Here is a 19,467-nt window from a genome sequence, read left to right on the forward strand (position 1 = left end):
TGTGAAAATTTGATTTGGGGCGGCACCCGCTCTACGTTGTGAGTCCCCCGCGATGTTTTTGTAAAGGCTGCCAGATTGCAGCGGACCGGATGCTGTTTGCCGTCCGGGCCGGGCGGGCTGGTGCGCCGGGAGGAGCGATGCGTGATCCGATTGCACCCCTACGCGCTGCCGCGCAGGTCTGTCTGACGGCCGCCGCGGGCCTGACGGGCGCAGTTGCCGCCACAGCCGGGGAAAGCTGGCAGTGGCAGCTGACGCCCTTCATGGTGGCGCCTTCCATCGACAGCACGACCGAGCTGGGCTGGAGCGGCGGCGATGTTTCCATTGACGCCGGCGATGTGTTCGACCAGTTGCAGGCGGGCGGGATGCTGCAGTTCGAGGGCACCCACTACAGCAACTTCGGTTTCCGGCTGCGCTATGCGGTGCTGGATGCCGATTCCAATGCGCTGTCGTCAGTGGGGCCGGGCGGGGTGCGCTATGACCAGAACCTGGCCGAGGCGCTGGTGACCTACCGGTTCGGCCGCGGGCTCGACCAGTTCGAAGTTTTCGGGGGCCTGCGCCACTGGGACGTGGATGTGACCGCCTCCTTGCCGGGGGCGGCCCTGCGGCGCGGGGCGGACTGGACCGATCCCGTGGTTGGCATGCGCTGGGAACGGCGGCTGTCGGACAGCTTCAGCGTGACCCTGGAAGGGGACATCGGCGGTTTCGGCGCCGGGTCGGAGGAGAGCTGGTCGGTGATGGGCGGCCTGGTGCATCACCGCTGGAAAAATGCGTCCATCTATGTGCTCTACCGCGGGCTGGGGGTGGAGTATGAGGAAGGCACCCGCGGCACCGGCAGTTTCTTCCGCCATGACGCGGTGACGCACAGCCTGCTGGCCGGAGTCGGGTTCCGGTTTTGAGGGCCGAAAAGTGAGCTTGCCTTTGCCCTGCGCCTGTATGTGGCGTGCCCCCATCGGGTGGTCCGGTTTAATTGTTAGTGCATCGTGGGTCTGGAGCTCACCCCATTTTTGGCCCGGGCTTCATGCGACCTTTCGGGTTTCGTTCAGTTGGGCCGCACATTCGCTCGGCGTCAAGTTCCCCGGCGAGGAATGCGGCCTGGCTTCATTGTAATCGGCTCTCCATTCGCTGATCCGCTTTCGGGCGTCGTCCATCGACAGGAACCATGAGGCGTTCAAGCATTCCTGTCTAAGGCGGCTGTTGAACGCTTCGATGTATGCGTTATCTTTCGGTTTTCCGGGCCTCGAGAAGTCCAACTCGACCTTGTTCAGGTAGGCCCGCTGGTCAAGTAACCGGCCGGCGAACTCAGGCCCCTTGTCGGCTCGAATGCTTCGTGGCTTGCCTCGGATCCGGGCTAACCGATCCAATTCATCACTGACCTGGCAGGCTCGGAAGTTTGTCCTCGCAGCAGTCGCGAGAGCCTCTCTCGTAAAGCAGTCGGCAATGGTCGCAATACGAAACGGTTTTTCGTCGAACGGCCGGTCCGACATGAAGTCCCCTCCCGGCGATGCACGGCATCGCCTGCCGGGCAGGGATTGCCCAGATCTCATTCATGCCGTCAGCCTCGGATCGGCCGGATCGATACCGGCAGGCCCGGCGCCGCTTCGGGCTGCGGGTCCGGATCGACAGGCCCTCTTCGCAGTACAGGCGGTACAGGCGCTTGTGGTTCACATGCCACCCCTCCCTTTGCAGCAGTATGTGCAGGCGACGATATCCATACCGCACACGGCTTTCGGCCAACTCCTTCAGGCGCATCCGCAATTCAACCGCCGGATCGCGCCTGGATTGATATCTGCGGGAAGCCCGTCCGAAGCCCATGGCATTACAAGCACGGCGCTCCGACACCTCAAACACACCCTGATAGTGCCGGACGACCTCGCGGCGGCGGACAGGCTTCACCACTTTTTTCTCAGCGCGTCCTGCAACATCGTTTTGTCCAGCGTCAGATCAGCGACCAGGCGCTTCAGCTTGCTGTTCTCGTCTTCGAGCTGTTTCAGCCGCCGGATCTCCGACACACCCATCCCCGCATAGACCTTCTTACCGCGATAGAACGTCGCTTCCGCGACCCCCATCTTGCGGCAAATCTCTCCAACCGCCGTCCCGGCTTCCGCTTGCCTTAAAGCAAAGGCAATCTGTTCGTCGCTCAATCGTTTCTTCGGCATCGGTACACTCCCTCTCTTGCCAGAAATGTTCCCAAAAATTCGCATTCACTCCGGACCAGTTTCAGGGGGCACATGCCCGCCGAGCGCCTCGGTCCGGCAGGCTTCGATCGCCCCCTCTCGTGACATTGCTTAGCAATGCACTGCCGGGCAGTGGACATTACCCTGAGCTGGGTGTGGCTGACATGCCCGGCATTGGCCCGCCGCCATGCGGGACCATGGGCGCGAAAGATGTCAGCGATTTCAAGCCTCGGGCGGGGCACCGCCCCGGTCCGCTTATCCCGCCTTCGATCCTGCAGCTTGGCCAGCGTCTCGTAGGGGCTGCCGTGTCACGGATCAGCTTCGTGGCGACATGTGTGTAGCGCTCCGTTGTCTCGAGTATGGAATGCCCGAGCAGCACCTGGATCACCCGCAGATCTGTCCCAGCCTCCAGAAGATGTGTCGCGAAGCTATGCCGCAGCGTGTGCAGCGTGCTGCCTGGCTTCTTGATCCCCGCGATGAGCTTTGCCGAGCTGAAGGTGCGGTGGAGCTGGCGCGACGAGAGGGGGTTGATCTTGGGCTTGCCCGGAAACAATCAGCCCTCGGGCCGCGCCTCGCGCCAGTAATCGCGCAGCAGGTTCAGCAATCCCGGCGACAGCATGAAACTCCGGTCCTTCCGCCACTTGCCCTGTTCGACATGGATCAGCATCCGGTCGCTGTCGATATCGCTGACCTTGAGATTGCAGGCTTCAGATGCACTGAGCGCGGCCCCATAGAAAATTCTGAGCGCCGCCCGGTTCTTCAGCCCCGGTCCTGGTACGACCCGCAGCAGCGCCGCTACTTCCTCGGCGCTGAACACCACGGGGAGCTTGCGCGGCTGGGTGCGGAACTGCATGTGCCGCTTCATCTCGCCCCGCCCGCAGGTGGTCTCAAAAGAGAACTTCAGCGCAATGAGACGGGTGTTGTAGGTCGGCGACCTGACACCGCGGTTGGCAAGAGAGGGCGGTGCTTGCTGCACAGCCCGTGCGGCTCGCAAGGTCATGGTGCCGCCGGACTTGCTGGTTATTGAGGGGAAATGCGCCGGTGCCTGGCTCGTGTTAAAAGGTGCAGCGGGAGGCTGCGTGCCGAGAGGCCGCGCCGGCTGGAGGTAAGTGCCACACCAGAACCGGAGCCCAAGCGGGCTCCGGCCAAAGGATCAGTCGTTGATATCGTGGTTGAAGGTCTTCACCTGGCCCTTGGGCAGGGCGAAGAGCTTGCGCATCACCAGCCAGGCCGCCAGCGACAGGGCGGCGAAGCTCAGGAGCAGCGGCGGCAGGGTGATGCCGGCGCCGGCCAGCAGCAGCAGCGCCACCACCGCGGCGCCAATGGCAAAGCCCAGGAAGACAAAGCCCGGCGCCAGCACCTCGAGGATCGCCAGCACCAGCGCGCCCGCGCCCCAGACCCACCACAGGGCCCAGAAGGGGGTGTCCATCACTTGCCCCCTTTCAGCAGGTTGAAGGCATTGCCGAAGGCTTCCAGCGCGTGGGCCGGGACCAGGATGGTCTGCTTGCCTTCGCCCTTGCCGAGCGCGGTCAGCGATTCCACCTGTTTCAGGGCGACCTGGTACTGGGCCGCCTCGATGCCGTTTTCGCGGATCGCCTTGGCGACCACTTCGGTGGCATAGGCCTCTGCCTCGGCCTGGATGCGGCGGGCCTTGGCGGTCTGCTCGGCGGCATAAAGCTCCGCATCGGCATTGAGCTCCACTGCGCGTTTCTGGCCTTCGGCCTTGGTGACTTCGGCGCGGCGGGCGCGCTCGGCGTTCAGCTGCTGCAGCATGGCGTCGCGGGTGGCCTGGTCCAGATTCACGTCCAGGATCTCGGCGCGGGTCACTTCGATGCCCCAGTCATCCACTGCGCTCTCGACGCTTTCCTGGATGCGGGCGATCAGCTGGGCGCGGTTCGACTGCACCTCGTCCAGGTCCATCTTGCCGATCTCGGCACGCACGATGCCGGCCACGGTGGTGGCAATGGCGCCATCCACGTCGCGGATCCGGTAGACGGTCTTTTCCGGTTCCAGAATGCGGTAGAACACCGACGTGTCGATCTGCACCAGCACGTTGTCCTTGGTGATCGCGTCCTGGGTGGCGTTGGGCAGCTGGCGTTCCAGGATCGAGATCTTGTGGCGGGCCACATCCAGGAAGGGCACGATAAAGTTGATACCCGGGCCCAGCACCGAATGCAGGCGGCCAAAGCGTTCGACCACGTATTTCTCCGACTGCGGCACGATCTTGATGCCCTTAAGGACAATGATGATCAGCAGCACCGCGCCCAGCAGATACAGCAGGTTGCCGGACAGGAGGTCGAGGATGAGGTCTTCGTTCATGTAAAATTCCTTTGATGGATCAGCGGGGGCCGCAGGAGCTGCAAGCGCAGCCGGTTCCGCCGGCGCGCCGGGCAGGGGCTCTGCGCCCGGTGTCTTGGCCTTGTTCAATGACAGGCCTCTTTGTGTGCAATGGTATGCAAGTGAGTGTTTGCCGCGGCAGTTTCAAGAGGTTGCGGGCGTATATGACGCCTCGCAGCGCAGGCTGGCAAGCCCGGACAGGCCTGCCGGCACAGGTCAGTTGCTGGAGGGTTTCAGCCGCCGCAGCGGGGCCGGGCGGACCCGGTGCTCGATCTCGGCATAAATCAGGCCCGCGATATTCTTGGCGGAGGTCTTCTCGATCCCTTCCAGGCCGGGGGAGGAGTTCACCTCCAGCACCTTGGGGCCGGTTTCCGAGCGCAGCAGGTCGACGCCCGCCACATTGAGGCCAAACGCGCGGGCCGCGCGCACAGCGGTGGCCCGCTCCTCCTTGCTGATGCGGACCGTCTCGGCGCTGCCGCCCAGGTGCAGGTTGGAGCGGAAGTCGCCCTCCGCCCCCGAACGTTTCATCGAGGCCACCACCTTGGAGCCGACGACGAAGCAGCGGATGTCCACGCCCGCGGCCTCCTTGACGAACTGCTGCACCAGGAAGTTTGCCTTGAGCCCGCGGAAGGCGGTGATCACACTTTCGGCGGCCTTCTTGGTTTCCGCCAGCACCACGCCCTTGCCCTGGGTGCTTTCCAGCAGCTTCACGATCAGGGGCGCGCCGCCGACGATCTGGATCAGGCTGCCGGTGTCCTTGGGCGAGGCGGCAAAGGCGGTGGCGGGCATGCCGATCTTGTGGCGCGCGAGGATCTGGTGCGCGTGCAGCTTGTCGCGGCTGGCGGTGATGCCTTCGGAGCCGTTGACGCAGAAGGTGCCGAGCGTTTCGAACTGGCGCAAGAGCGCGGTGCCGTACTGGGTGACAGAGGCGCCGATGCGCGGGATCACCGCGTCATAGCGGGGCAGGCGCTTGCCGTCATAGTGGATTTCCGGCGCCAGCGCGTTCAGCGCCATGTAGCAGCGGGTGGTGTTGATCACCTCGACCGTATGGCCGCGGTTTTCGCCTTCTTCCACCAGGCGGCGGGTGGAATAATTGTCCTCGCGGCTGAGAACGGCGATGCGCAAGGCGCGCTTGGGGGCGGATTTGCGGATGTTGGCAGAGGCGTAGACGGAATAGTCCAGCGCCGGCTGGCACATGCGTTCGCCGGGCACCACGGTCACGTTCTCGGTCAGCGCCTGGCGGCCGAGCAGCATATGCTTGGCCATGCCGCGCCGGTCGGTCAGCGTCAGCTCCACCGGCCAGGACTGGCCGCCGATCTCCAGCGGGGTTTCGATCACAAAGCGCATCTCGCTTTCGCCGTTTGACGATGTCACCTCGCGCCGGTCCTTGATCAGGGCAGAGCAGGGGATTTCCAGATCGTACTGGCCGGGAATGGGGTGCACCATAAAGCGCACTTTGGGGGCGCTGGCGGGCCCGAAAGTTTCAATCCCGGTCGCGTGCAGCGACGAGGTGCGGGCGCCGGTGTCGACCTTGACCCGCAGCGCGGGCAGGCCAAGATCCGGAAGGCTGACCCATTCTTCCCAGCCGAGTTTCAATTGCGGTGCAGGGTCGGCTGTGGACATACGCGGGGCTCCTTGGCATTAGGGGGAATCGCCGCGGCAGCTATGCGGCAGAGAAGCGCAGGAATACGATATGGCTACCCTTTTCAACTTCGAAATGAAAGCGACCGACGGGAAAGCGCGCACCGGTGTCATCCACACCCCGCGCGGCGAAATCCGCACCCCTGCCTTCATGCCGGTTGGCACCGCCGCAACGGTCAAGGCGATGATGCCGGAAAGCGTGCGCGCGACCGGGGCCGATATCCTCTTGGGCAATACCTACCACCTGATGCTGCGCCCGACCGCAGAGCGCATTGACCGCTTGGGGGGCTTGCACAAGTTCATGAACTGGGAGCGCCCGATCCTGACCGACAGCGGCGGGTTCCAGGTGATGTCGCTGGCGGGGCTCAGGAAGCTCACCGAGAAGGGCGTGACCTTCAAGAGCCATGTCGACGGCTCCAAGCATGAACTGACGCCGGAACGCTCGATGGAGATCCAGCGGCTCCTGGGCTCCGACATCGTGATGTGTTTCGACGAATGCCCGGCGCTGCCTGCGGACCGCGACCGGATCGCCGAGTCGATGCGCCTGTCGATGCGCTGGGCAGAGCGGAGCCGCGAGGCGTTCGGCGACCGTCCCGGCCACGCGCTGTTCGGGATCATGCAGGGCGGGCTGGAGCAGGAACTGCGCGAGGAAAGCGCCGAGGCGCTGAAGAAGATCGGGTTCGAGGGCTATGCGGTTGGCGGCCTGGCAGTGGGCGAGGGGCAGGAGGCGATGTTCGAGTGCCTGGACTACGCCCCCGGTTTCCTGCCCGAGGACAAGCCGCGCTACCTGATGGGCGTGGGCAAGCCCGATGATATCGTCGGCGCTGTCGCCCGCGGTATCGACATGATGGATTGTGTGCTGCCGTCGCGGTCGGGCCGCACCGGGCAGGCCTTCACCCGCTATGGCGTGGTGAACATCAAGAACGCCCGCCACCAGGACGACCCGCGGCCCTTGGATGAGCAGTGCAGCTGCCCGGCGTGCTCGAACTATTCCCGCGCCTACCTGCACCATGTGTTCCGCTCCAACGAGATGATTTCGGGGATGCTGCTGACCTGGCACAACCTGCATTACTTTCAGGAGATCATGGCCGGCATGAGAGGGGCAATCGCTGCCGGAACCTTTGAGGCCTGGCAGAAGGATTTCCATGACACCCGGGCACAGGGCGATATCGAGCGTCTGTAAAGCCGCGCAATTGAACAGTTTGCTGTGCGCAGATGAGCAGCAGTTCAGGCCGGCCCCCGCTTGAACGCGCGGAGCGGAATGCTCAGGTCTTTCCGGCAACGTTCCTGTTGCTGGAAACTTTGACCGGAGGGAATTCCCCGTGAGCCAAGAATTGTTTTCTGCCAGCACTGCTGGTGCAATTGAGCTGAAAAACCGCATCGTCATGGCACCGCTGACCCGCAACCGGGCTGACGACCAGACCGGCGAGGTTCTGGACCGGCATGCGGAATATTATGCCCAGCGGGCGGGCGCCGGACTGATCATCACCGAGGGCAGCCAGATCAGCCCCGAGGGCAAAGGCTATATCCAGACCCCGGGCATCCACACGGCGGCGCAGGCCGCAGCCTGGCGCAAGGTCACGGATGCGGTCCACGCGAAGGGTGGCAAGATCGTCATTCAGCTGTGGCATGTCGGGCGGATTACGCATGACTCGCTGCTGCCCGGAGGCACCCATGCTGTGTCTTCCACGGATGCCGCTGCAGAGGCCCAGACCTTTACCCATGAAGGTTTCGTGCCGACCGCCACGCCGCAGGCGCTGAGCGCTGAAGGCATCCAGCGGGTGGTCGCCGATTACGTGCAGGCTGCAAAATACGCCAAGGACGCAGGGTTCGACGGTGTCGAGCTGCATGCGGCCAACGGCTATCTGCTGGAGCAGTTTCTGAAGGACGGGGTGAACACCCGAACCGATGCCTATGGCGGGTCGCCGGAGAACCGCGCCCGGATCGTTTTCGAGGTTCTTGACGGGCTGCTGACGGTTTGGGAGGCTGGCCGCATTGGGTTGCGTCTGTCGCCCTTTGCCACCTTCAACGACGTGTCCGACAGCGATCCCGTGGGCCTGTACACGCCGCTGATCCAGCGTCTGAACAGCTATGGCCTGGCCTATTTGCACATGGTCGAAGGGGAAACCGGCGGTGCACGGGACGGCGATTTCGACGCCCTGCGCCAGCTTTACACCGGCACCTACATGGCCAACAATGGCTATGACCGTGAAACTGCGCTGGCGCGGACCGCATCTGGCCAGGCCGACCTCGTGGCCTTCGGGCGCCCCTTCATCGCCAACCCGGATCTGGCTGAGCGGCTGGCAGCGGACGCGCCGCTGAACGAAGGCAATCCGGAAACCTACTATGGCGGCGGAGACGACGGCTATACCGATTACCCGGTGCTGGAGCAGGTGGCGGCCGAGTAGCCAGCGGTCTTTCGGATTGGGGGTTTGCAGCCGGGCAGCACACGCCCGGCCGCAGATAGCGGGCCGTGCGCCCGCGTTCACCTGTTATGAAGACCTGATCCGCTATCCTGCCGCCAAATTGCGGAGGATGGCGATGACATTTTTGCGTGCGCTGGCTCTGGCCGCCCTGCTGGGCGGCTCTCCTGCAGCCGAGGCGCAGACTGCACAAGGCAACACAGCGCCGGGTTCCCTTGCCGAAGCCTCAAGTTTTTTCAAGGCGCCGCCGCTGGATGGCTGCCGGATTTCCATTGACGATTTGATCAAGGGCGGTTCGCAGGCTTTGCGCGGGCAATGGATCGTGCAGAAGGGCCCGGGCGAGATATCATTGAACACAGGCGGGCGCATCGAAATGGTGCCGCTGCCGCAACGCACCGGCGACGTGTTGCGGCTGGGGTTCCGGGGCGGGCGGCTGGTGGCGGATTCCGCTGCCTTGGGGTTCCTGCCCGTCGGGGTCGAGGACAGGGCGCCGCTGAAGCCCGGCACGGGACTGAGAGCCGACAGTGCGGGCCGCGGCGATCTGGCGGAAGGGACGGAGGTTTTCCTGGATGAGCTGGCGCTGGGCGCGCTGCCCTGCGGCGCGGATCAGCTGCTGCGGCTGAACCTGCTCGCAGAGCGCGACAGCGGCACCGGAGAGGTGCTGCGGCAGGATATCCGCCTGTTTCTGGTCGACCAGGGCCGGATGAGCGGCACCTACCGCGAAACCGGACCAGGCGGGCGGCTGGAGCGCGGGCTGATCACGCTCTTGCGGCGCTGATGGCCCCAATGGCGCAGCGTGTTCAGTTATTCACAAGCGCCTCTTGCGGGGCCTTCATCATTTGCTCACCCTTCCTGCATTTGCGCCCTTGTGGTCCCGGCGCGCAGCGGGCAAGGTGAGCCCCAGCCTTGAGGATGCGCGGTTGAAAACTCTTCGCCGCCCCACCAAGTAAAGACATCCAATGAGGAGACGGGCCAAAGCTGCCAATACCGGGGCCGGGCCGTCTTGCCTAACCAAAGGACCGAGTATGCAAGAGCCACTCAATTCCTCCTACCCAGTCCTGCCGCTGCGCGACATCGTGGTGTTTCCCCACATGATCGTGCCGCTGTTCGTGGGCCGGGAAAAATCGGTGCGCGCCCTGGAAGAGGTGATGGCCGACGACAAGCAGATCCTGCTGTCGAGCCAGATCGACCCTTCCGAGGACGATCCCGAAACCGATAGCATCTACACCGTTGGCGTGCTGGCCAATGTGCTGCAGCTGCTGAAACTGCCCGATGGCACCGTCAAGGTGCTGGTCGAGGGGCAGAGCCGTGTGAAGATCACCGAATTCCTGGAAAACGACAACTTCTTCGAGGCCAAGGCCGAAGAACTGGCGGAAATGCCCGGCGACGTCACCACCACCGAGGCGCTGGTGCGCACCGTCGGCGATGAGTTTGAGCGTTACGCCAAGGTCCGCAAGAACATTCCCGAAGAGGCGCTGTCTGCGGTGGGCGAGACCGCGGAGCCGGCAAAGCTGGCCGATCTGGTTGCCGGCCATCTGGGCATAGAGGTGGACCGCAAGCAGGAACTCTTGGAGACGCTTTCCGTCAGCGAGCGGCTGGAGAAGGTCTATGGCCTGATGCAGGGCGAAATGTCGGTGCTGCAGGTCGAGAAGAAGATCAAGACCCGCGTCAAATCCCAGATGGAGAAGACCCAGCGCGAGTACTATCTGAATGAGCAGATGAAGGCCATTCAGAAGGAGCTGGGCGACGGCGAGGAAGGCGCAGGCGAAATCGCCGAGCTGGAAGAGAAGATCGCCGCCACCAAACTGTCGAAAGAGGCACGCGAGAAGGCGGATGCGGAGCTGAAGAAGCTCAAGAACATGTCGCCGATGTCGGCGGAAGCGACCGTGGTGCGCAACTATCTCGACTGGATGCTGTCGATTCCGTGGGGCAACAAGTCCCGCGTCAAGAAAGACCTGAACAAGGCGCAGGAGATCCTGGATGCGGATCACTATGGCCTGGAGAAGGTCAAGGAGCGGATCGTCGAGTATCTGGCGGTGCAGCAGCGCTCGGCCAAGCTGAAGGGGCCGATCCTCTGCCTCGTCGGCCCTCCGGGCGTGGGTAAGACCAGCCTGGGCAAATCCGTGGCCAAAGCCACCGGGCGCGAGTTCATCCGCATCAGCTTGGGCGGCGTGCGCGACGAGTCCGAGATCCGCGGCCACCGCCGCACCTACATCGGCTCGATGCCCGGCAAGATCATCCAGGCGCTGAAGAAGGCCAAGACCACCAACCCGCTGATCCTGCTCGATGAAATCGACAAGATGGGTCAGGATTTCCGCGGCGACCCGGCCTCGGCGATGCTGGAAGTGCTGGATCCGGAACAGAACAACACCTTCATGGATCACTACCTGGAGGTGGAATACGACCTGTCGAACGTGATGTTCCTGACCACCTCGAACAGCTACAACATGCCCGGGCCGCTGCTGGACCGGATGGAGATCATTCCGCTGTCGGGTTACACCGAGGACGAAAAGCGCGAGATCGCCAAGCAGCACCTGATCTCCAAGCAGGTGAAGAACCACGGTCTGAAGGCCAAGGAGTTCGAGCTGACCGATGACGCGGTGACCGAGATGATCCGCACCTACACCCGCGAGGCCGGTGTGCGAAACCTGGAGCGCGAGATCGCCAAGGTGGCGCGGAAGTCGCTGACCAGGATCGTCAAGAAGGAAGCCGAAAGCGTGACCGTGACGGCGGACAATCTGGATGATTTCCTGGGCGTCAAGAAGTACCGCTATGGCCTGGCCGAGCTGGAGGACCAGGTGGGTGTCGTGACCGGTCTTGCCTACACGTCGGTCGGCGGTGAGCTGCTGTCGATCGAGGCGCTGCGGCTGCCGGGCAAGGGCCGGATGAAAACCACCGGCAAGCTGGGCGACGTGATGAAGGAATCGATCGAGGCAGCGTCGAGCTATGTGCGCTCGGTCAGCCCGCAGATCGGCATCAAGCCGCCGCAGTTCGACCGGCTGGATATCCACGTGCACGTGCCGGACGGCGCAACGCCGAAGGATGGCCCCAGCGCCGGCCTGGCGATGGTGACCGCCATCGTGTCGGTGCTGACCGGCATCCCGGTGCGCAAGGACATTGCGATGACCGGCGAAGTCACTCTGCGCGGCAATGCCAGCGCCATTGGCGGCCTCAAGGAGAAGCTGCTGGCGGCTCTGCGCGGCGGCATCAAGACGGTGCTGATCCCGCAGGAGAACGAAAAGGACCTGCCGGAAATCCCGGACAACGTGAAAGAGGGGCTGGAGATCATTCCGGTCAGCCACGTGTCCGAGGTTCTGGAGCACGCGCTGGTCTCCAAACCCGAACCCATTGAATGGGACGAGGAGGCGGAGGAAGCTGCAGCTGCCAAGGCGGCTCTGAAGGGCTCTGGCGAGGGGGCAGGCGCAACAGCGCACTGATCCGCGGTTCACGCAAGCAGGTAAAAGGAAAGGGCGGTCCGAGGGGGCCGCCCTTTTCAGTTTTCTCTTCCGTTCCGGCCCTTCTTTCCGGGGCGTATGGTCCTGTGTGGCTGTGAGTGCGGGCACAGGTGCTCCCGCCCGCTGATGGCAGCGCTTTCAGCGCCGCCGCGCCGGTTGGGCATGGCGCCGCACCTGCGGTGCGGCGCGCGGCCTGCCCTGGAAGGGCAGGCCGCCGGGCCCAATATCCGCATGGTGTCTGGCTCCAGGCCGGACACTTTGCGGGTGCGGGAGTGCATCCGCCGCGCCGCGGACGAGAGGGGTCAGGCGGCCTTGCTGGCCTGTTCCATCTTGGCCTGGACGGTGGCAATTGCCATTTCTGCCGGGCTGACGTCGGCCGCCTTGGCCTGGGTCAGGATTGCCGCCATGGTCTCATCCAGCGCCTGCAGCTTCTCCGCGACAAAGCCTTCGCGGTCCTTGATCTTCTGAATCTCGGTTGCAACGTTAATGATGCCGCCGCCGTTGGCCACGAAATCGGGCGCATAAAGAATGCCGCGGGCGTGCAGCGCCGCGCCGTCTTCACCCGTGGCCAGCTGGTTGTTGGCGCCGCCTGCAACGATATCCGCCTTCAGCTGCGGGATGGTCTGGGCATTCAGGATGCCGCCGATGGCGCAGGGGGCAAACACGTCGGCCTCGGCGCTGTAGATCTCTGCCAGCGGCACCGCCTTGGCACCGAAGGCCTCAATGGCTTTCTCGACACGGTCCTCGTCGATGTCGGTGACAACCAGCTTGGCGCCGGCCTCGTGGAGGAACTGGCAGAGGTACCAGCCGACGTGGCCCAGGCCCTGCACCGATACGGTGACGCCGTCCAGATCGCGGCTGCCGTGCTTGTGGGCGCGGGTGGTGCGAATCGCGTTGAAAATGCCGCGTGCGGTGATCGGGGAGGGGTCGCCGCTGGCAAACTCGCCATCAGCAAGGCCGGCCGCGAACCGGGTTTCCTCCGCCAGGATGCCCATGTCGGCGGGGCTCATGCCCATGTCCTCGGCAGTGATGTAGCGGCCGTCCAGGCCCTCAATGGCGCGGGCAAAGGCGCGCAGCAGTTCCGGCGACTTGTCCTTGGCCGGATCGCCGATGATCACCGCCTTGCCGCCGCCCAGGGTCAGGCCCGCCGCCGCGTTCTTGTAGGTCATGCCTTCGCTCAGGCGTTTGACGTCGGTCAGCGCTTCGTCTTCGCTGGCATAGGGGCGCATGCGCAAGCCGCCGGCCGCTGGTCCCAGATGGGTGGAATGCACGGCAATAAAGCCGAGGAGGCCAACAGAAGGCTCCTCGACGCGGTAAATCTCTTCGTGGGTGCTGGACGCAACGGCGGTCACTGTCATCTGGATGGCTCCTGCAAAACTTTTCCCGATGATACCAGCGCGCAAACGCCGGTTTTCACCAAAAGGGCCTCTTTTGCCTGTAACTTTTGGCGGTACACGCCATAATTGGTGGGATTACTAGAGGAAACCTCCATGGATTCGATTGACCGCAAGATTGTCGCCGCGCTTCAGCGCAACGGGCGGCTGAAGATTTCCGAATTGTCGGAGATGATCGGCCTGTCCCCGACACCCTGTGCCCGCAGGGTTGCAAATCTGGAAGCCAGCGGTGTGATCGCGGGTTATTCGGCGCGGGTGGACCAGGCCAAGCTGGGTCTGCCGGTCACGATTTTTGTGGCGGTGGAGCTGGAGCGGCAATCCACCGATGCGCTGCTGGCTTTCGAGACTGCGGTACGCAAGTTCGACCAGGTGATGGAATGCTACCTGATGACCGGCACGCGGGACATCCTCTTGCGGGTGGTGGCGGAGGACCTGCCGGATTTCGACCGTTTCCTGGAGGACCGGCTGATGCGGGTGCCCGGGATCCGCAACACAAGGTCCAGCTTCACCCTGCGGACAATGATACAACGCGACGCGCTGCCGTCCTGCTGAGCGGTTCATGGCGGCGGGAGCGGCGCGGGCTGAACCTGAGGCCCCGCGGCCAACCGCCTTTCAGCCGCAGCCGCCAGCGTGGCATCGGCAGGCTGTCCAGCTAAAGGCAGCAGCCGCGCTGGCCCTCTGCGAATGCCAAAGACAGCGCCGCGGAAGAAAATGCGCGGGAAGCGCAAAAATCTGCCAAGGACCCTCTTGCGGAGCCCGCACCGGACAGTTAAAAGCCAGCCTCACGGGTGATTAGCTCAGTGGTAGAGCGCTTCGTTCACATCGAAGATGTCAGGAGTTCAAATCTCTTATCACCCACCATTATTCAGTTCGTGTTTGCACGGATAAGGGCGCTCCCAGGTTTGGTTGAGCGCCCATTTTTGTCTGTTTGTCCGTGTGAGCTGTTGCCTGCAAGACAGGAGTTTTGAGCGGCCGCCGCTGAAAGGCGGCAGATGGCTGCGAGACTGAAGTTCTTGCAACCATCTGATTTGGAATCTTTCCTTTGGTGTCGGCGCGGATTTCTGGCGCGTATCAGACTGTTGGTGTGAGGCCGAAGTAATCCTGGTAGGGCTCGGGAACGTCCAGGAACGAGTCGTACTCTGTCGTTGTGTTTCCGTCCGGGGAGAATTCCGTGATTCTCACGTTCCAGGGGTCGCTGCCGTCTCCGTCCACTTCGATTCTCGCGTGCTGTTCCTGGTTTTGAAACAGGATGATCAATTCATCACCATTGTCATAAGTGGTTTGACGGGCGAGGAGTTCACCGTCCTCGAAAACGGACCCCCTTATCGTCCATTCAAAGGCATCTGCGTTATCCTCATGCAGGACTGCGGACAGAACACCGTTGTCGTAAGACGCCGTGGTGACGGTGCCATTGTCATTGGTGGTGACGCGTTCGGCCGGATTGCCATTCTCATCAACGGTCGTGATGATACTGTGCCAGTCTTTGACGTTCCCGAGGTCATAAAGGTGGACAGAGGTGCTGGTGCCATCCTCGAACAGTTCACCCTTTACGATGCCGTTGTCAAAATGGGTGAAACGCTTGGCCATCTCACCGGTGTGATCATAGAAGATGTGGATTTCGTCCCAGATTGCAGCGTTGTCACCGTCTTCCTTGCTGAGGCTGGCCCTGACGCCGTCCTCGAAGCTTTCAGTCATGACAACGCCGTTGTCGTAGCGGGTGAAACGCATCTCCAATTGGCCATTCTGGTCAAAGTAGGTATCGATTTCATCCCAGTCTACAGCGTTGTCGCAGTCGTTCTGACGAAGGCGGGTTCTGGTGCCTTCTTCGAACCCCTCGGTTTTGACTATGCCGTTGTCATAATGTGTGAAGCGCGTGTTCAAATCGCCGTAACGGTTGTAGAAGGCTTCAATCAGGTCCCAGTTCTCAGCGTTGTTGCCGTCGTTCTGACGGAGGCGGGTTCTGATGCCGTCCTCAAACTGTTCTGTTTTAACAATGCCGTTGTCATAGAAGGTGACGCGTTCGTCCAGTTCGCCGTTGAGGCCGTAAGCCGTGTCAATGCTTTCCCAGCTTGCTGCATTCCACGCGTCGTACTGGGTTGTTGCCAAGCGGGTGCCATGCTGGAACTGCTCTTCTTTTATGATGCCGTTGTCGTAGAAGGTAACACGCTCGGCCAATTCGCCAGTGGGGCCGAAAAAAGTTGCAATACCGTCCCAGTCTGCCGCGTTTTCCGTGTCGTTCTGGATCGTTGCTGAGCGGACACCGTACTCGAACTGTTCTTCCTTGATGATGCCGTTGTCATAGAAGGTGACGCGTCCGGCCAGTTCGCTGTTCCGGTCATAGCGGGCTTCGATTTCCTCCCAGTTCAGGGCATCGTCCAGGTCCTCTTTCAGAAGCCGGATGAGGTTGCCGTTTTCAAACCACTCGGTCTGGACGACGCCATTGTCGAATTCAGTGACGCGTGAGACCAGCACTCCGTTGGTGTCGTATTCGGTTGAGGCAGACATGATAAATCTCTTTTAGATTGCAATGCGGGACCGCTGATGCGCGCTGAATCGGGCAGAAGTATGGCTGGGGCATCGTGCTTGGCTGCTGCCTGGAGAATTTCGGAATTTATTGTTTTGCTCCCCTGCAGCGCTGCCGGGAAAAGCGCTGGTTCGGGCTTCCGGTTCACCTGTTCATCAGCTACCAATTCAGCAGGCAGAGCAGGAGGTTGACATGCAGTTCCCAAAAATCTGGCTGCTGCGGCACGGGCAAACCGAATGGAACGCCGAGCGCCGCATTCAGGGGCAGCTGGAATCGCCGCTGAGCGCGCTGGGGGTGGAACACGCCAGGCGCCAGGCTGCACTTATGGTACCGGTCCTGATGCAGGGCCCGGCCTGTTATGCATCGCCCCTCGGACGGGCGCAGCAGACCGCGGATATTGCACTGGGCGGTGCGCCGTTTGTGACCGATGCGCGGCTGGCAGAGGCTTATGCCGGGGCATTTCAGGGGATGACAATGGACGAGGTCGCGGCGGAGTACCCGGATATCCACGGCGCCAATCCGCACAATCTGGACCTGTTCTGCGAAGCGCCGGGCGGCGAGGGATACGGCAGTTTCCATGCCCGCATCCTCGACTTCATGCAGTCGCTGACCGGCCCGTCGGTGGTGGTGGCGCATGGGCTCTTGGGGCAGGTGATGCGCGGTATCGTCTGCGGGCTGAGCCGCGAGCGGATGGCGGCGCTGCCAAACGGGCAGGGCTGTGTTTATGTGCTGGAAAACGGAGCAGAAACGGTTTTGGAATAAGCGGCCTGGATGGGCAAAAAAACTGCAAAGCCCTCTTGCGCTGCCCGGCGGCATTGTCTAAATCCCCGCTCATCGGGTCGTTAGCTCAGTTGGTAGAGCGCTTCGTTTACACCGAAGATGTCGGGAGTTCGAGCCTCTCACGACCCACCATCCCTTCTTGTTCAATCCGCGATGTTTGCCCGCACAAGTCTTTGTGGTAGCGGCGTTTTTCTTTACGTTTCAGCGCGTTGTCCGGGCCTGCGCATTTTTTTCGGGGAAAGTTCTGAAAAAGGCAAAACACCGCTTGACGGGTCAAGGGGTGGAGAATATTACAGCCCAACATTCGGCAGCGATGCCTGAATGTGCAGCGGGCGGTTGTAGCTCAGTTGGTTAGAGTACCGGCCTGTCACGCCGGGGGTCGCGGGTTCGAGCCCCGTCAACCGCGCCACTGCTGCGCCCTTTCCCAGGGCTTAACAGGGACCGCCCCGGAGGGGAACAGGGCCGGAGACGGTCCGCCGCAAGGCGAAAATGCGGTTGTAGCTCAGTTGGTTAGAGTACCGGCCTGTCACGCCGGGGGTCGCGGGTTCGAGCCCCGTCAACCGCGCCACTTTCGCCCGTTTCCCTGGCGTTTCAGGGACCGCCCCGGAGGGGATCAAAGGCCGGAAACGGCTAGCCGAAAGGCCCATGCGCGGTTGTAGCTCAGTTGGTTAGAGTACCGGCCTGTCACGCCGGGGGTCGCGGGTTCGAGCCCCGTCAACCGCGCCACTTTCTCTTGGACAGTGATGTCACACCCCTCCAGAGTCAGGTGTCATTCGTGCATTCCGCGCCCGGTTTCCGGGGTGTCCTGGCTGAAGGTGTTCAGCCACTTCCCGTCTTCCTTTTCCCAGAGTGACGAGATCAGCATTGTTTTCCAGTCCGCTGAGCCGGATGACCGGAAGGTGGCGCGGTAGGAGAGCAGCGCAGCGGCGTTGCCGATGCAGCGCAGACGGGCACTGCTCAGCCTGTACTCGGCGACTACTGGCCCGTCTTGGAGCTGCCCGCAATGATCGGCCTTGCCTGCAAAGCCGCTGGGATACACGCCCAGAAAACTGTCACAGAGCACTTTCTCGTCTGAGTGCCGGTCGCCGAGGGCCATGGCCTGCCAGACGCTGGTCTCCAGGGAGAGGATTTCGTCCAGTCGCGGGCCGTCTGTCAGAATCGATCGTATCATGACGCCAGCCTGACTGCCGCAGGCGGGTCAGGCAAGCGGCCGGTATGCCGCAGCGGACGTCAGAGGGCAGGCGGGGCCGGGGCAGCCTCCGTGTCGTGGCGCCAGCCGGTCAGTTCCGCATCCACCCATTTCTTGAGCCGGTCCAGGTCGGGGTTGGGGGTGGATTCCAGATAACGCAGCAGCACCCTTGTGCCGTGCTGATAGCCGGCACGGTAGCTTTCCTCCGGGTCTGTCTGGTTGCCCTCGAATCCTGGCGGGCGGTTGAACCTGCTTTGCGTCATTTTGATCTCCGTCTTCAGTGGGCTTGCGCGTGGTGCCAAGGGTAAGGCAAGAGCGATAAGCAAGTCTTAACCGGAGTGCGTAAAGCGAACATAAAAGCTGGGCTCATTCATCCTGCGCGTCTGCGGCTCAGGGCGGCGGCAGCGGCACAAGGAAATCCAGCAGGGCTGCAGCGGTCTCATGCGGCGCGCTGTCGATGAAGAAATGACCGCCGGGCACGCTGCGCGCTGTCAGGTGCTGCAGGCGGGGCGTCCAGGCGCCGGCCACATCATAGGCCCGGGCCATGGCGCCATCGGCGCCGTATAGCACGAGGGCCGGGCAGTGCAGCTGACGGTCCAAGTCGCGGGCGTCGTCGTGGAAGTCCACTTCTATTGCCGCCCGGTAGTCGTTGCACATGGCGTGCACGCAGGCCGGGTCCGCCCAGGCGCGCCGGTAGGCGGCCAGCGCATCAGGCGGGAAATCGGACAGCGCCGCGCCGCCCCAGCCCAGCAGGCAGCTTTCGAAATAGGCTTGCGGACCGGCGCTGATCATCCGCTCCGGCAGCGGCGCGGGCTGGGCCAGGAAGAACCAGTGGTAATAGGCGCGGGCGACCTGCTGTGTCAGCTGATCCAGCAGAAGGTGGGTCGGGATGATGTCCATCACGGTGAGGCTGGCGACGGCTTCGGGGGCGTCCAGCGCCAGCCGGTGCGCGGTGCGGCCGCCGCGGTCATGGCCCGCGAGGTGACAACGCGGATATCCCAGCGCCTGCATCAGTGACAGCTGGTCGGCAGCCATGTTGCGAAAGCTCATGGCCTCCACGCCTTCCGGTTTGGAGCTGGCGCCATAGCCGCGCAGATCGGCTGTCACTACGGTGAAATGACGGGCAAGAAGCGGGGCGGTGTCTTCCCACATCTCTTTGGTTTGGGGAAACCCGTGCAGCAGCAGAAGCGGCGGGCCATTGCCGCGGCGGGTATAGGCGATCTGCTGGCCGTTCACCTGATGAATGCCGGTCTCAATGGCAGCTGGCATATGTGTCTCCCTTGGCTGACGGACGCGCGCGTATTGGAGCCAGAGCCGCGGTCCGAAGCAAGCCTGCCGCTGCGTTTCGGTAAGGGGGAGTGCTCCCGCGGCTTGGGGCGGCATCAAAGATGCCGCGCAGCAAGCCTTGGGCCCGGCGCCGTGCGGGGCACGGCGCGCGCCGCCTGCGGCGGCGCCAGGCCCAACGGGAAGTGGGGTTCGTCAGAGCACCGGTGACGGGCGGGAGTTCGCCCCTTTCTGCAGAAGCGGGGCGGATGTTTTGACCGCCCCGC

Annotated in this window: 15 protein-coding genes, 5 tRNA genes and 3 pseudogenes; 12 read left to right on the forward strand and 11 right to left on the reverse strand. The window is 63.0% G+C overall.

The genetic code is table 11. The features are described from left to right. Positions 1-137 precede the first annotated feature (137 nt). The gene (locus K3725_RS06310; protein WP_260017971.1) at positions 138-896 is read left to right on the forward strand and encodes a hypothetical protein; all 759 of its coding nucleotides are present in this window, start codon (positions 138-140) and stop codon (positions 894-896) included. Between the two features lie 120 nt (positions 897-1,016). Here K3725_RS06310 and K3725_RS06315 read toward each other — a convergent pair. The 6 genes and pseudogenes from K3725_RS06315 to rimK all read right to left on the reverse strand — a co-directional run bounded on the left by K3725_RS06315 (position 1,017) and on the right by rimK (position 6,134). Further along, positions 1,017-2,156, reverse strand: a pseudogene (locus tag K3725_RS06315) (IS3 family transposase). Positions 2,157-2,225: 69 nt separating this feature from the next. Then, positions 2,226-2,416, reverse strand: a pseudogene (locus tag K3725_RS22620) (hypothetical protein); the annotation flags it as partial. Between the two features lie 24 nt (positions 2,417-2,440). Then, positions 2,441-3,105 (reverse strand): annotated as a pseudogene (locus K3725_RS06320) (tyrosine-type recombinase/integrase); the annotation flags it as partial. A 222-nt stretch (positions 3,106-3,327) separates the two neighbouring features. Next, positions 3,328-3,603 (reverse strand): NfeD family protein, encoded by a 276-nt coding sequence (locus K3725_RS06325; RefSeq protein WP_260017972.1) that lies wholly within the window; start codon positions 3,601-3,603, stop codon positions 3,328-3,330. Then, positions 3,603-4,493, reverse strand: coding sequence for an SPFH domain-containing protein (locus tag K3725_RS06330; protein WP_260017973.1), 891 nt, complete (start codon positions 4,491-4,493; stop codon positions 3,603-3,605). The genes K3725_RS06325 and K3725_RS06330 overlap by 1 nt, the downstream gene beginning before the upstream one ends. A 234-nt stretch (positions 4,494-4,727) precedes the next feature. Further along, positions 4,728-6,134, reverse strand: a complete 1,407-nt coding sequence (gene rimK, locus K3725_RS06335; protein ID WP_260017974.1) for a 30S ribosomal protein S6--L-glutamate ligase — start codon at positions 6,132-6,134, stop codon at positions 4,728-4,730. Between the two features lie 70 nt (positions 6,135-6,204). Between rimK and tgt the strand changes: the two genes are divergently transcribed. From tgt to lon, 4 genes are all read left to right on the forward strand, one after another. Beyond that, complete coding sequence (tgt, locus tag K3725_RS06340) at positions 6,205-7,335, forward strand: tRNA guanosine(34) transglycosylase Tgt (protein ID WP_260017975.1); 1,131 nt, start codon at positions 6,205-6,207, stop codon at positions 7,333-7,335. A gap of 139 nt (positions 7,336-7,474) precedes the next feature. Further along, positions 7,475-8,560, forward strand: coding sequence for an alkene reductase (locus tag K3725_RS06345; protein WP_260017976.1), 1,086 nt, complete (start codon positions 7,475-7,477; stop codon positions 8,558-8,560). 133 nt (positions 8,561-8,693) lie between these two features. Further along, positions 8,694-9,353 (forward strand): hypothetical protein, encoded by a 660-nt coding sequence (locus tag K3725_RS06350; protein WP_260017977.1) that lies wholly within the window; start codon positions 8,694-8,696, stop codon positions 9,351-9,353. A gap of 247 nt (positions 9,354-9,600) precedes the next feature. Next, complete coding sequence (gene lon, locus K3725_RS06355) at positions 9,601-12,012, forward strand: endopeptidase La (RefSeq protein WP_260017978.1); 2,412 nt, start codon at positions 9,601-9,603, stop codon at positions 12,010-12,012. Between the two features lie 320 nt (positions 12,013-12,332). Here the strand turns inward: lon and K3725_RS06360 are convergent, their stop codons facing one another. Then, the gene (locus K3725_RS06360; protein ID WP_260017979.1) at positions 12,333-13,388 is read right to left on the reverse strand and encodes a Glu/Leu/Phe/Val dehydrogenase; all 1,056 of its coding nucleotides are present in this window, start codon (positions 13,386-13,388) and stop codon (positions 12,333-12,335) included. Positions 13,389-13,520: 132 nt separating this feature from the next. Here K3725_RS06360 and K3725_RS06365 point away from each other — a divergent pair, with 132 nt between their 5' ends. Further along, on the forward strand, positions 13,521-13,976 hold the full coding sequence (locus K3725_RS06365) for an Lrp/AsnC family transcriptional regulator (RefSeq protein ID WP_260017980.1): 456 nt from the start codon (positions 13,521-13,523) through the stop codon (positions 13,974-13,976). 234 nt (positions 13,977-14,210) lie between these two features. Continuing rightward, positions 14,211-14,285 (forward strand) — tRNA-Val (locus K3725_RS06370). A 210-nt stretch (positions 14,286-14,495) separates the two neighbouring features. Here K3725_RS06370 and K3725_RS06375 read toward each other — a convergent pair. Continuing rightward, entirely contained in the window at positions 14,496-15,929 is a 1,434-nt protein-coding gene (locus K3725_RS06375) for a hypothetical protein (RefSeq protein ID WP_260017981.1), read from the reverse strand. Between the two features lie 211 nt (positions 15,930-16,140). Between K3725_RS06375 and K3725_RS06380 the strand changes: the two genes are divergently transcribed. From K3725_RS06380 to K3725_RS06400, 5 genes are all read left to right on the forward strand, one after another. Then, entirely contained in the window at positions 16,141-16,710 is a 570-nt protein-coding gene (locus K3725_RS06380; protein WP_260017982.1) for a histidine phosphatase family protein, read from the forward strand. Positions 16,711-16,784: 74 nt separating this feature from the next. Beyond that, positions 16,785-16,860: transfer RNA gene (locus K3725_RS06385), tRNA-Val, on the forward strand. 200 nt (positions 16,861-17,060) lie between these two features. Next, positions 17,061-17,137 (forward strand) — tRNA-Asp (locus K3725_RS06390). 82 nt (positions 17,138-17,219) lie between these two features. Further along, a tRNA-Asp gene (locus K3725_RS06395) sits at positions 17,220-17,296 on the forward strand. Between the two features lie 81 nt (positions 17,297-17,377). Further along, a tRNA-Asp gene (locus K3725_RS06400) sits at positions 17,378-17,454 on the forward strand. Positions 17,455-17,497: 43 nt separating this feature from the next. Here K3725_RS06400 and K3725_RS06405 read toward each other — a convergent pair. The 3 genes from K3725_RS06405 to K3725_RS06415 all read right to left on the reverse strand — a co-directional run bounded on the left by K3725_RS06405 (position 17,498) and on the right by K3725_RS06415 (position 19,186). Further along, positions 17,498-17,899: a nuclear transport factor 2 family protein gene (locus tag K3725_RS06405; RefSeq protein WP_260017983.1), complete on the reverse strand. Its 402-nt coding sequence runs from the start codon at positions 17,897-17,899 to the stop codon at positions 17,498-17,500. A 59-nt stretch (positions 17,900-17,958) separates the two neighbouring features. Next, positions 17,959-18,180: a hypothetical protein gene (locus K3725_RS06410; RefSeq protein WP_260017984.1), complete on the reverse strand. Its 222-nt coding sequence runs from the start codon at positions 18,178-18,180 to the stop codon at positions 17,959-17,961. A 127-nt stretch (positions 18,181-18,307) separates the two neighbouring features. Then, entirely contained in the window at positions 18,308-19,186 is an 879-nt protein-coding gene (locus K3725_RS06415; protein WP_260017985.1) for an alpha/beta fold hydrolase, read from the reverse strand. Between the last annotated feature and the right edge of the window lie 281 nt (positions 19,187-19,467).

It is taken from the genome of Leisingera sp. S132 (assembly GCF_025144465.1).
Lineage (GTDB): Bacteria > Pseudomonadota > Alphaproteobacteria > Rhodobacterales > Rhodobacteraceae > Leisingera.